At 63.2% G+C, this 13148-nt stretch carries 8 protein-coding genes; all 8 read right to left on the reverse strand.

Annotated features, from left to right (window positions below):
- Window positions 1–13 precede the first annotated feature (13 nt).
- Window positions 14–2203 (reverse strand): glycoside hydrolase family 57 protein, encoded by a 2190-nt coding sequence (locus tag RAK07_RS00470; protein ID WP_305730896.1) that lies wholly within the window; start codon window positions 2201–2203, stop codon window positions 14–16.
- Window positions 2204–2289: 86 nt separating this feature from the next.
- A complete protein-coding gene (locus RAK07_RS00475; protein ID WP_305730897.1) occupies window positions 2290–6051 on the reverse strand; it encodes a glycosyltransferase in 3762 nt (1253 codons plus the stop codon).
- A gap of 50 nt (window positions 6052–6101) precedes the next feature.
- Window positions 6102–7256 carry a tetratricopeptide repeat protein gene (locus RAK07_RS00480; RefSeq protein WP_305730898.1) on the reverse strand — a complete coding sequence of 385 codons (1155 nt, stop codon included), beginning with the start codon at window positions 7254–7256 and terminating at the stop codon, window positions 6102–6104.
- 93 nt (window positions 7257–7349) lie between these two features.
- Window positions 7350–9242: a CDP-glycerol glycerophosphotransferase family protein gene (locus RAK07_RS00485; RefSeq protein WP_305730899.1), complete on the reverse strand. Its 1893-nt coding sequence runs from the start codon at window positions 9240–9242 to the stop codon at window positions 7350–7352.
- A gap of 12 nt (window positions 9243–9254) precedes the next feature.
- A complete protein-coding gene (locus RAK07_RS00490; protein WP_305730900.1) occupies window positions 9255–9974 on the reverse strand; it encodes a phosphocholine cytidylyltransferase family protein in 720 nt (239 codons plus the stop codon).
- 44 nt (window positions 9975–10018) lie between these two features.
- Window positions 10019–10993 (reverse strand): NAD(P)H-dependent glycerol-3-phosphate dehydrogenase, encoded by a 975-nt coding sequence (locus RAK07_RS00495; protein ID WP_305730901.1) that lies wholly within the window; start codon window positions 10991–10993, stop codon window positions 10019–10021.
- Window positions 10990–12135 (reverse strand): UDP-galactopyranose mutase, encoded by a 1146-nt coding sequence (glf, locus tag RAK07_RS00500; RefSeq protein ID WP_305730902.1) that lies wholly within the window; start codon window positions 12133–12135, stop codon window positions 10990–10992. Before glf ends, RAK07_RS00495 begins: the two co-directional genes overlap by 4 nt.
- Before the next feature lies 1 nt (window position 12136).
- Window positions 12137–13129: a UDP-glucose 4-epimerase GalE gene (gene galE / locus RAK07_RS00505; protein ID WP_305730903.1), complete on the reverse strand. Its 993-nt coding sequence runs from the start codon at window positions 13127–13129 to the stop codon at window positions 12137–12139.
- Window positions 13130–13148 lie beyond the last annotated feature (19 nt).

Below are 13148 nucleotides of genomic sequence, written 5' to 3' on the forward strand. Positions count from 1 at the left end.
CACAAGACCGCTTCTAGATCAGCCAGTCGTCGGCTTCCAGCTCCGGCCCCACGTACTCCAGCATCAACGGTGCGTCGCTGGGCCAGCGGCCGATCTCCTCGTTGTCCCTGGTCAGGGTGATGCTGACGAACAGCTTGGCGCCGGGGATCAGGTTGAGGCCGGCCAGGGGAAGCGCCACCTCGGCGGTACGCCGGATGGCCCAGCGGCAGCAGGTGTTGGTGGGCACCCAGCTGCCTGCCTCCTTGGTAAGCAGCATCCCCTCGCGACAGTCCCGCTGCATCGGCAGGCGGTATTCCCGGTCGGAGATCAGGTGCAGGGCCAGGATATCCATCTCCTTGAGCAACCGGGCCAGATCCTGGATGCCGTCGATCCGGCAGAAGAGGTGCTCCCGGTTGTAGCCCCAGTAAAAGCCCTGCAGCATCCGGTCCGAAGAGTGCATGGCCGACCCCTGGCGGGTCAGATCGAACAGCCCGGCGGCCAGCCACTCGAAATAATCCCCCACCAGTCCGTTGACCTCCGGTTCGATGAAGGCCGCCGGCTCCCGCACCAGGCCGGCGGGACTCTTCTTCTTGATCGGCTCCAGCAGTTCCCGGGGAGGGTCGAGTTCCAGGGAGCGGTACAGGTTGGTGAGGTGCCGCCGGAACAGGTAGTCGAAGCGGTCGCTGTGGGGGGAGAAGTGATCGTCGCCGAACCACCAGAACCAGTCGCTCCCCTCGGCGGCGTAGAGGGAGGTGCAGAGCAGCCGGGCCTGGGGGTCGCCGTTCTCCCCGGCGTGGGCCAGCAACTCCGCCGCCCGGGGATGGTGCTGCTCAAGGGCCAGGCGGGCACGGGCCAGCTGGTCCCAGGCCAGATTTTCCTCCGGATGGCCGATCCAGATGCCGTAGGTGGCGTTGATCCAGGAGCCGGGATGGATATGGTGCAGCCGCGCCGCGGGGCGGACCAGCGACAGTGCCTCGCTGCAGGTGGTGAGCTGCAGGTCTCCGGCTTCGGCAATACCGGTATAGAGCGTGGAGAGGAATTCGTAGCCATTGTCGGGATAAAATTCCCAGGCGTTCTCGCCATCCAGGATGATCGGCACCACGCCGTCGTCCCCTCCCAGGTGACGGTGTATCTGGCGCAGGCGCCCGGTGAAATCGGCCGCGGCCCGCCGAGCGTCCCACTGGCTGTAGGTGAAGCCGATCAGGTCGGAAAGCTGGTGATCGCGGAAAAAGATGCCCAGCTCTCCCTGCGGTGCGGCAAAGGTCCAGGGGCGGTACAGCTTTTCCTTGTGGTTGCCCAGGCCGCCGTCCAGGGAGCGGGCCAGCACCTCTTCGTCGGTGGCTGCCCAGGAGAGACCGCACTCGGCGATGATCGCCAGCGCCTCGTCGCTGACCGAGCCTTCCGAGGGCCACATCCCGTGCGGCTCAATGCCGAGGACGTCCTTGAAGTAGCGCACGCCCCGCCTGATCTGGGCCCGGGCATCCTCGGGGTGGCGGAACCGTTCCTGGGGGAGCGTGACGCGAGGCATGGCCTCCTGGGCGATGCGGTTGTCGCAGAGTAGGGGGAGGATCGGGTGATAGTAGGGGGTGACGGACAGTTCCACCTGTCCGGAGCGGTGCAGTGCCTGGTACAGCGGGATGATCCGGTTCAGCACCTCCCGCTGGGTGGCGAACAGCAGGTCCCGGTCGCGGGCGGTATAGCCGCTCCCCTTGGCCAGCAACTCCCTGAATTCGGGAAAGCGGCGGCGGGCTGCCTCGCCGGTCCAGGCCAGGAAAAAGCAGACCTGCAGGTCCAGCAGGTCCTGGTTGCTGAAGTGTCGTACCCGCTCCCGGGCGCTGCCCGGCTTCCCCTCACCGGCCATGTAGAGCAGTTCAAGGTAGCGGCGGTGGGGTTCGATCATCCGCTGCCGGTTGGCGGAGAAGAAGTTTTCCAGCAGAAAAACCCGGTCCTCCTCGGTCATGTCCGCCGGGTTCATGGCCCCCTTGATCAGGAACGGGTCCACCGCCTGTCCCGTGGCGTAGTCGAGGAGCTGCTCCAGCAGTGACGGCACCAGGTTGAACACCGCCCGCGCACCCGGCGTATCCTCCACGATGGCCGGCATGTCGAAGTAGTCCTTGACGCCGTGGAGGTAGGTCCAGGGCAGGACGTACTCGTTCTTCACCGGGTCCTTGTAGTAGGGCTGGTGCATGTGCCAGAGAAAGATGACGTTCAGGGGCGCGGACATGGATGCCTCACAGCGGTGGCGGTATCGTCGGCAAGTGTACCACGATCCCGCGGATTTTTCTGTGCCTGAATCGGCGGCTCACCGGTTCATCCCGACTGCCGTTGCAGGAAGGCGAGAGTCTCCTGGCTGCAGAAGCCGCCCTGCGCCGTGGTTTCCACCAGCCGGCGGGCAGCCTCCCGCTGTCCCCCCTGCATCAGTTTGACCGCCACTTCATGGATGAAGCCGCTGAATTCGATGGCGTTGTTGCGCAGGGCCGTCAACTGGTGCCGCGCCGCCTCCCCTTCGCCGTCGGCGGCCAGCAGCAACGCCTCCAGCAGCGGCAGAGTGGGATAGTCGGGGTTGGCCGGCAGGAAGTCGGCGACCAGCTGCCGCGCCGCCGCGAAATCACCCAGCGCCGCTTCGCAGATGGCGGTGTTGACCGCCGCCTCCCGGTAGTTGGGACGCAGGGCCATGGCCCGGCGGCCGGCGTCCCGTCCCTCGCGGAACAGTCCTTTCTGCAGGCAGGCATGACCCAGGTTGAACCAGGCCAGGTAGGAGCCGGGATCGAGCTGCAGCGCCCGCTGCCACAGCTCGATCGCTTCGTCGTAGCGCCCTACCCCGCCGGCTTGGATGGCCAGTTCCACCAGGGCGTGGGGCGCACCGCCGCTCTCCGCGAACTTCCGCTTGCCCAGCTCGTAGTAATACTCCTTCTTGCGCTGCTGGCGGCTGTCGTCCAGGTAGCCGTAGTGGTGTACCACGACAGGGCAGTCCGGCATGGCGATTCCCAGCCGCTCAAGGCTGGGTTCCACCATTTCGTGGATCGGGTTCTCGAAGCGGATCTGCGGGTGGCGGGGGAAGAGGCGTACCTTGTCGCTGGGCATCCAGCCCCGTCCCGCCTCCTCCTGCGGGTATTCGCCCCGGTTGGCCTGCCAGTTCTCCACATCGACCCGGTTGGTGTAGTTGCGGGTGGTGATGGTGTAGGCCACCGGCTTCCCGGCTGAAGCGGTGATCAGATCGCGGAACGGGGCATAGTCCAGGGGAGAGATCACCTCGTCGGCATCCAGCGAGAGAATCCAGGAGCTGGCCACCGGTTCCAGGGCGTGGTTACGGGCGGCGGCATAGTCGCCGCTCCAGGGCAGCTCCAGCACCCGGGCGCCGAACAGGGCGGCGATAGCGCGGGTGCGGTCGGTGGAGCCGGTGTCCACCACGACGATCTCGTCAACCAGCGGCGTGACGCTGGCCAGGCAGCGGGCGAGACTTTTTTCCTCGTCCTTGACGATCATGCAGAGGGCCACGCTGGTTCCCTGCTGCAGCCGCTCCGGGGAAGGGTGCCGCAGTCCCAGGCGGGAACGGACCGCCAAGGCCGCCTCCAGGAAACCGTCCGGCTGGGGGCCGGCGGCGATCAGCCCCTCAATGGCGGCCATGGCTTCGTTGTCCCGCTCCAACCGCAGCAGCAGATCGATATGCAGGCTGGTGAGTGAGGCCAGGTCGGGATAGCAGTGACGCAGTTCGCGGAAGATCCGTTCGCCGCGCTGCAGCTCTTCGGGTGTCTGCAGCAGGGCGTGGTAGCGGCTCAAGGCCCCCTGTTCGCCACCGCTGCAGACCGCGGCCTGTTCCCGGAGCCGCAGGGCCCTCTGCCGGTCCTCGTCCCGCAGCGCCAGCCCGGCCAGCCCCTCCAGGGCACCGGAACAGGTCGGGGAGCGGTCAAGGGCCTGGCGGAAGGCAAGGGCTGCTTCTTCCCGGTTTTCCAGGGAGGCGAGCAGCAGACCGCGCACCATCTGCCGTTCCGTCGCATCGACGCCTTCGGTCCGCTCAAATTCCGCAGCCGCCTCGGGCAGCCGTTCCAGCCCCAGCAGTGCCCGGACCAGCAGGAGCGACGTCCGGTCGCCCGGGGGAGCTTCCCGCAGCACATCCAGCGCCTCCTGCGGCATGGCGGCATCCAGGAAGATTTCAGCCAGGGTATGGTAAAAGCGAGGCTCTTCCGGCAGTTGACCGATCCCTTCCTGCAGCAGCAGTTCAACGGCCTGGTTGGTCTCTCCCTTGCGGCAGAGTTCGCCAGACTTTTCCAGTGTTTTCAGGCAGATGATCCGGGCCGCCTCCTCCCGCTCCACCACCGGCTGGCTCCATTTGCGCGTGAAGATCGCCTGGTTCTTCAGCATCGCCTCCCGGTAGTCCAGCCGGTTGCCGGCAAAGGTGGCGCTCCCTTCGTGGTGGATGAAGACGTCGCCGACAATCAGATTACGATAGCCGGCCAGGGCGGCCCGCAGGCAGAAATCGTCGTCTTCGAAATTGCCGGAGCCGAACTGCTCGTCCAGAAGGCCGATACGATCCACGAGTGAGCGGTGGAAGAGCATGCAGAACCCGACGACCCGGCGGGACGGAATCCACCAGTGGCGATGTGCTTCCCGAAAGCGCAGGGCAAAGGCGTCGAGGCTCTCCTGGTCGCGGTAGTCGCACCACGGCCACTGCTGGATACCGCTGGCACTGTTGGTCATGGGGCCCACAATACCGACCGTCGGGTCGGCAAGCGGTTCAAGCAGTCCTGCCAGCCAGCCGGGGGTGACCACGACATCGTTATTCAGGAGCAGCAGGCAGTCGCCCCGGGCCGCCTGCATTCCCTGGTTGCAACCGGCGGCAAAGCCACGGTTCTGTGCGTTCTCGATCAGCCGGATGGTGGGCTGTTGCTGCAGACGTTCGCGCAGCCACTCGCGGCTGCCGTCGCCGGAGCCGTTGTCCACCACGATGATCTCGTGGGGCTCGGGGGTGTGGCGACGGATGCTTTCCAGGCAGGCCTGGGTCACGTCCAGGCGGTTGTAGGTCAGGATGATGATGGAAACCAGCGGCATAGCTCCTCCTTGTCGTCCCGCTCGCAGCACGGCCGCGATCGTTTCGCGGGACACCTGCTCGCCCAGAGCGTCGGGGGGGGAGACACCATCGATGGCGGTATGGTCGAGCAGGTCAGCCTTTGGTACGCCCCCCCATTTAGCGAAAAAACGGTCGCGGTTGCACCGGAACTTGTCGCGCAACCGGAGCAGTTCCTGCTCCATGGCGTCGAAAATCCCCCTGGTATCCCGGGCAAGGGCCAGGTCCTCCGGGGTGACGGTGCCGCGGACGAACGCCTCGTCCAGACGCGCGAGGCGGTTTTTATCCGGCAGATGCTGCTCAAGCTCACGCATCCGCTCGTTCAGGGTCTGGTTCTGGTGGTGAATCAGGCAGCTTTCGGCACAGTAACGGATACGCCGGCCCAGACGGCGGTAGGCGTAGCAGAGGTCGTCATCCTCCCAGCCGTTCTCAAAGCTTTCGTCGAAGCCGCCCAGGTGACGGAATTCGGCGGCCCGCACCAGGATGCAGGCGCCGGTCACGGTCTGGAAGTCGCGGCTTCTCAATACCGCCGGATGGTCGTGGGGAAAGCGGTAGTAGAGGTGGTAGGGCTGGGCGTCGGGAGCGGTCACGTCGGCCCAGACCTTGCCGCAGTGTTGCACGGTGCGGTCCGGAAAGAGCAGGCGGGGGGCCACGAGGCCGATGGCCGGATCGCCGGCAATGGCCCGGTAGAGCGGTTCCCACCAGCCGGGAAGTGCCTCGGTATCGTTGTTCAACAGCAACAGCAGCTCACCGCGGGCTTCGGCAGCACCGCGGTTACAGGCCCGCGCAAAGCGGTGCGGCGGCGGGTTCTCCACCAGCCTGACCGGCAACGATCCCTCAAAAGCAGCCACCACTGCCGGGGTGTCGTCAGTGGAGCCGTCATCGACAACGATGATTTCAAAGGGAACGGACGGAGGATGCTGCCGCAGCGATTCCAGGCAGGCGCGGGTGCAGCCGGACTGGTTGTGGACGGGAATGACGATGGAAAGCAGCGGGGACTGGTTCATGGATACCTGAAAAAGGGGAGGAGGGACTCCTCCCCCTGCTTGGGGAAGAATTACAGCTCCGCCAGGAACTGGCGGGCGTCCGCGTTCCAAGGCTCGAAGTCAAGGACCCGGCTGATGAAGACCCGGGCCTGCTCTTTCAGGTTGTTGTTGTTGGAGATGATCGCCAGGGCGGTCAACACCTCCACGTCGGTGGGGTACTCCTTCACCAGCCGGGTGTAAATGGCGATCGCCTCATCGGTCCTGCCGCAGAGGCTGTAGTAGAGGGCGGCCAGGTTTTTGGCGAACAGCGGGTTGTCCGGGGCTTGGCGCACCGCCAGCTCATGGTGGTTCACGGCCAGGTCCAGCCTGCCGGCGTTGGTGTAGAGGATTCCCAGGTCGTTGTGGGCCAGGGGGGAGACCGGCGTCTCGGCTACCAGTTGTTCCAGCAGGGTGACGGCCCGGTCGGCATCGCCGTTTGCCACGGCGGTCTGGGCCTCGCGGTAGCGCTGTTCAGCACTCATGCCCGCTGTCGGTTGTGCCGGAGAAGCCGGCCGCACTACCGCCTCTGCTGTGGCGATGGTGGAGCGGAGGCGGGCCAGGATGTCGTCCAGCGGCGAGCCGGCCGGTGCCGCCGTTGCGGCAGGGGGAGCCACCGGCTGAACCGGTGCCGCCTGTACGGGAGGCGGTACCGGTGGGGCGGCCGGACGTACCGGCTGGGCTGAGAATTCAGCCGCCGGAATGGCGCCTTCCAGCTGGCGCAGGGCCACTGATGCGTCGCGATTGCCCGGCTCCAGTTCCAGTACCCGGCGGAAGAAGGTGCGGGCTTCCTGCTCGCGGCCGATCTTCCCGCTGATGGTGCCCAGCAGGGCCAGCAGATCGGTATCGTCCGGATGGCTCTTCAGCAGCTCGGTCAGCATCAGGATGGCGTCGTCGGTCCAGCCCAGCTCCACGAAGTAGAATTCGGCCAGATTCTTGACGATGACCGGCGTGGCCGGCTGCAGGCGGTTGGCTTTCTCATAGCAGGCCAGGGCCAGCAGTTTCTCGCCGGTCTGCGCATAGAGCACTCCCAGATCGTTGCAGGCCAGGGCCAGGTCCGGGTACATTTTGAGGAAGGTGCGAATCTCCAGAATCGCCATGCGGGGATCGTCCTTCTCCATGGTGAGCTGCAGGCGACGATAGGCATTCTGGGCTTCGTAGCTGGCTGCGGGCACGACAAACGAATTCATGGCATCCTCCGGGGAGCTGATAGGTAGTGACAGTTCTTATGCCTTACATGCGGACCATACTGTATACTGGCAGTGGCCTTGGAGCAACGACAATTATGCGAGCCATCCCCAGACGTCACGAAGCCTGCCGGCGGCTGTTTCAGAGGTCTGCCAGACCATGCGGGCCTCATCGGGACGACCAAGCAGCAGCAGGGTCGCCAGCAGGCGATGCACCAGTATCTGGTTGCCGGAATTTTTGAGATAGCTGTCAATGAGGGTCGTCAGTTCCGTGGTGTCAGCAGAAATGCCCGGCGATGGACGGGCAAAGAGATCGAGTGCCAGGCTGCAGCGATCCCCGCGGTGTACGAGCGCCTTCCGTACCTGTTCCTGATACGGTGTGTCCGTAGCAGCCGGCAGGGGGAGGAGGGAGGCCAGGCGCTCCCGCCGCACCAAGCAGCATCCCGGAGCCGCATATTCCATCGGCGCATCCCGTCCCATCAGTGTTGACAGTAACAGTTCGGAAACATGTTCAACCGGAATCTCCTGCAGCTCGGGGTAGACCAAGCGCAGCAGCATGCGGTAGTCGTCACGGGGGGTCAGGGTGCGCGTCATGGCGATACCGTCATCCCACCGAAAGTAATTGGCCAGGAAGTGGAGTGCGCGCTCCGGCAGCTGCAGTCCGGACTCCAGCAGAGCCAGCACAGGGGCTGCGCTTGAGGTGACGGTGTTCTGCAGTGCGGTCGATGCGTCCGCTGTCGCCGGTATCCACCCCTTAACCATGGGAATATCCGGTGTGGGTGGGGACATGCCCCATATCACCAGATCAAGGTGGGTGTCCGGGTGAGCGAGGAGCAGGTTGCCCAGATCGTACAGAAGGTGGGCGAGAGAGCAGGGAGGAGCTACCCGCAGCAGGATGGCGATGTGAGGATTGTGCGCTCTGTCTTCCGGAGCACCGGCCGCCAGGGCCAGAACGGCCTCCGCCACCCGCTGCGCGGAACGGCCGTCACGGCCGTAGCAGAGCTCGTCGGCGTAGTGCCGTCGCAACGGGGAAAGGATATGGGGGTGTTTGACGGCGGTCTCAACGGCAGGGAGCAGCTCCTCAATGGTGCCGACTTGCTGACAGGCGTCACGGACCAGGTATTCGATGTCATCGGCCCGGTATCCTTCGTACTCATGCTGGCGGGGGTTGTTGACCGCAATAACCGGCCGGTCCAGCCCCATGAACTCAACCACTACCGAGGATACGTCACTGATCAGGATGTCGGCGGCGGCCATGGCAGGCGTCACGTCGATCTCTTCCACAAACCTGATACGGGGGTGATTGGCCGCCAGCCGGCGGTGCATCTCCGCGAGCACGACATCGGTCATGGTATGCAGCTTGATGACCAGATAGCGGTCCGGCTCGCAGACCTGGACAATCTGTTCTCCGAGGCACGGTATGGCGCTCAATTCGTCGTTGAAGGTGGGGGCGTAGAGAATGATCGTCGCATCAACAGGAATGGCGTACTGTCGGCAAAAGTCCGCCCGCGTGCAGGCCACTGGCCCGAACAGCCGGTCCGACTTGATGAAGCCCGTGACGACAAGGGGAGAGAAAACATTTTTCTGCAGAATCCGTTTGTGCCACGGTCCCGGCACGCAGATCAGATCCGCCAGATTCTCGCGACGCACCAGAGGGCTTTCGGTATAGAATCCCCCCTTGCTGATGATGCCGTGCCCCACAAAGACACGCTTGCCGCAGTTGAAGACGTTCGTGCAGGCATCGGCGAATATGGTGATGTCCGGCTGAAACTCCTCGACGGTGCGGACAAAGCGTGCCTTGCCCTTCAGCCGCTCGACCTCATGTTCTTCAAGCCCCCAGCCGGGCAAGCCGTTCTGCGGCGCAATAAACGGCGGGGCGCAGAAGGCGGTTTCCGCCTCAGGGCAGAGACGGACCAGGTGTTCCTGGACCGGCTCCAGAAAGGGAACGTGCAGGTTGCGCTGGATATAGAACAAGATCTTGACTGACATGACAAAGCTAGCTCAACGGAGTGACGGTAGGATGACGGTTTCCGCCCGTTCCAGGTCTTCGGGAAAATCGATCTCGATACAGGGGAGGTCGGAGATGTCCAGGGCGGTGAACGGCGCCTTGTCCAGCATCCGGTCCACGGCGGTCTCAAAGTAATTCTTCAGCAGACGGTCCCGTTCCACCACCCCGGCCAGAGTGGCGCCGAACAGCGGACCGATGGCACCGGCAAAACGAGCCACGCCGATGAACTCGCCGTAGGCCTCCGCCGGCGGAATCTCCTTGCCGATGGCGGTGATGCGGGTGCCGGCGAGCAGTACTTTTACCTCTTCCTCGCCGCAGCGCTTGCGTTCCACCGCCAGCGGGCTGGCGGCCGGGGCCGCCAGCAGCCGCCGGATCAGCTCCGGATGAAACAGGACATCGCCGTTTAAGTAGAGAAAGTCCTCGGTCATCTCGTGGCGGGCCAGCCAGAGGGAGTAGGCGGTATTGGTATCGGCGTAGTCGGGGTTGTCAATCCAGGTAACGGTAAATTCCGGATACCGCTGCAGATAGTCCCTGATCATGGCATCGCGATAGCCCACTACCAGTACCAGCTCACGCACGCCACCCAGGCGCAGGGCATCGAGCTGAAAATCGAGGATCGGGCGACCACCCACCTCCACCAGGCACTTGGGCCGGTCATCGGTCAGCGAACCCAGGCGTCCTCCCTTGCCGGCATTGAGAATGATTGCTTTCATGGCACTCCTTGCGGGGTAATCTGTAATGGTGTCCCGGTGAGCGGTTAGCCCCGGTAGTGCATCAGGCAGGCTGTGAACTCGTCCCGTAGCGACCGGTTATCTTCGAAAATCGCCCGTGCGATGGTTGTGAAGAGCGGGATAGTGATGTTGAGATCCCCCATCTCCACGATGGTGCGGGCCATCTGTACCCCTTCCACCACCATGCCGACCCGGGCCAGGGCCTCGTCGGTTGCTACTCCCTCGCCCAGCAGGCGGCCGAAACGGCGATTGCGGCTGTTGGGGCTGATACAGGTGGTGATCAGGTCTCCCAGGCCGGCGATGCCGTAGATGGTCTTGTGGCGAATCTCCAGAAACTCGGCGATTTCCACGAATTCCCGCAGGCCGTAGGTCATCAGCAGGGCGGTCATGTTGTCTCCGAGCTGCAGGCCGTCGGCGATACCGACTCCAACGGCAATGACCCCTTTCAGGGCAGCACAGAGCTCCACCCCGTCCAGATCGCGGGACAGTTCGAAAACCAGGGTGTCGTTGCGCAGTATCCTGGCGACCCGGGTCAGGGCGGTCAGATTGTGGGAGGCCAGTACCGCCTTGCTGGGCAGACCGCCGGCCAGCTCGCGGGCGATGTTGGGGCCGGAGAGCACGATCAGCGGCGACTCCGGAATGGTTTCCCGCACCAGTTGCCCCATGGTCTTGAAGGTAGCGTGCTGAAATCCCTTGGTGGCACAGACCAGGGGGGTGCCGTTTACGCGGTGGCGCAACTCCTGAAGCAGCTCCGGCAACGCCCGGGAGGGGACCGCCAGCACCACCACGTCGTCGGCATCGAAACCGCAGGCGGCAAGCGGTCTTGCCGTCAGTCGTTCAGGCAGCGGGATACCGGGCAGGTAACGCCGATTCTCGCGGAGCGTAGTAATCTCATCGGCATGTTCGGCAGAATGTGTACCAAGAACCACATCGCTGGACTCCGCAAACAGTTTTGCCAGAGTGGTCCCCCAGTTGCCGGCACCGATGACCGTTACCTTCATAGGCGTGCCTTTACCCTGTTTTCATAAAGTTCCAGCGCCTGTTCGATGACCTTATCCATGTCCAGATAGCGGTAGGTTCCCAGGCGGGCTCCGAACAGCACGTTGGGCAGCAACTCCCCGTCCCGACGGTACAGCTCATACTTTTCCCGGTCTTGTGCCGTGTTGATCGGATAATACGGGTCATCCTCCCGGCCGCAGGAGAGGGAATACTCACGATAGATAACAGATCGGTCCGTTGGATACCCGGTCCGTTCCGGGTGGTAGTGGCGGAATTCATGAATGCGGGTATAGGGTGTTTCGGAATCGGCATAGTTTACCACCGTGGTGCCCTGGAAATCTCCGGTTTGCACCACCTCCAGCTCAAAACGCAGGGTACGCCAGCCCAGAACCCCGTAGCGGTAGTCAAAGAAGCGGTCAATGGGACCGGTGTAGATCACTTTGCAGGCTTCCGGTACTTGGTCACGGATGGCGAAGTAATCGGTCTGCAGCCGTACTTCTATCAGGGGATGCGTGACCATTCGTTCAAACAGTGCTCCGTAGCCGTCCCAGGGAATCCCCTGCCAGCGGTCGTCGAAATAATCGTAGTGGTGGCCGCACCGTACCGGCAGACGGGTGATGATCGACTCCGGCAGGTCGCGGGGATCGGTCTGCCACTGCTTAATGGTATAGCCCCTGATGAATGCCTCGTACAACGGTCTGCCGATGAGCGAGATCGCCTTTTCCTCAAGATTGGCCGGGGCGGCGATCCCTTCGCGAGCCGCCTCCTCCTTGATGAAGCGGGCCGCTTCTTCAGGAGAGAGGTCAAGGTTGTAGAGGGAGTTGATGGTGGAAAGGTTGATCGGCATGATGAAAGTGCGCCCCTGGTAACGGGTCAGCACCTTGTGGCGGTAGCTGTTGAAGCCAGTAAAATGGGAGATATACTCCCAGACGTTTCGGTTTGAGGTATGGAAGATATGGGAGCCGTAGCAGTGGCATTCGATGCCGGTCATCGGATCCAACGCGGAATAGCTGTTGCCGCCGATGTGGTCGCGTTTATCAATGACCAGGACCCGCTGGCCCAGGTCATTGGCGATGCGCTCGGCCATGACCGCGCCGAAGAACCCCGCACCGACAATCAGATACGGTAAACCGTTGAGATTCATTTCAGATACTCCTGAAAAGAGAGTTTTCTTTAGGTCGGTGCCACGCCCAGGCGGTTTCCACGATGGAGGCAAGATCGGGGTACTGAGGCTTCCAGCCCAGTAGCCGCACTGCCGTCTGGGCGGAAGCAACCAGATATGCCGGATCGCCCGCACGACGCGGGGCAATGGTAACAGGTATCGGATGTCCCGTCACGGCGCGGCAGACGTCGATCACCTCACGAATCGAGTAGCCCTTGCCGTTACCAAGGTTACAGGTCAGCGAGTCACCACCGTCAAGCAAATACCGCAGTGCCAGCGTATGGGCGGCAGCAAGATCGCATACATGGATATAGTCACGGATGCAGGTACCATCGGGTGTGGGATAATCGTCACCATTTATGCTGACAGAGTCACGCATGCCAAGAGCGGTCTGCAGAACAATCGGTATAAGGTGTGATTCGGGGTGGTGAGCCTCACCGATCCCGGCGGTCGGGTGGGCACCGGCAGCGTTGAAATAGCGCAAGCATGCCGATCTGAGACCCCAGGCATGGGCACAGTCGGCGAGAATCTGCTCAACCATCAGTTTTGAGCGTCCATAGGGATTTTCTGGGCGCAATTCGGCAGATTCCGTCAGCGGAATTTCGGATGGCGTGCCATACACGGCGGCGGTTGATGAGAATACGAATCTCGTTACCCCTGCTTCCTGCATGGCGGAGAGCAGGTTCAGTGTGTTGGCTACGTTGTTGTGATAGTACTTAAGGGGGGCGCCAACGGACTCACCTACCTGGATGAACGATGCAAAATGCAGCACAGCGGAAACCTGATAGGTTGAGAAAAGGTGCGCCAACAGGGCCCGGTCACCTAAATCACCGTGAACGAGCCGTTCCCCCGGCACCGCCCAGCGGTGTCCGCTTGAAAGATTATCAAGAATAACCGGATCGTACCCGTTATCCAGTAGCTCTCGCACCATATGGGAGCCGATATACCCGGCTCCACCAACGACAAGAATCTTCATTGCAGGTCCTTCCCCAGCC

This window comes from Trichlorobacter ammonificans, from assembly GCF_933509905.1.
GTDB classification, from domain to species: domain Bacteria; phylum Desulfobacterota; class Desulfuromonadia; order Geobacterales; family Pseudopelobacteraceae; genus Trichlorobacter; species Trichlorobacter ammonificans.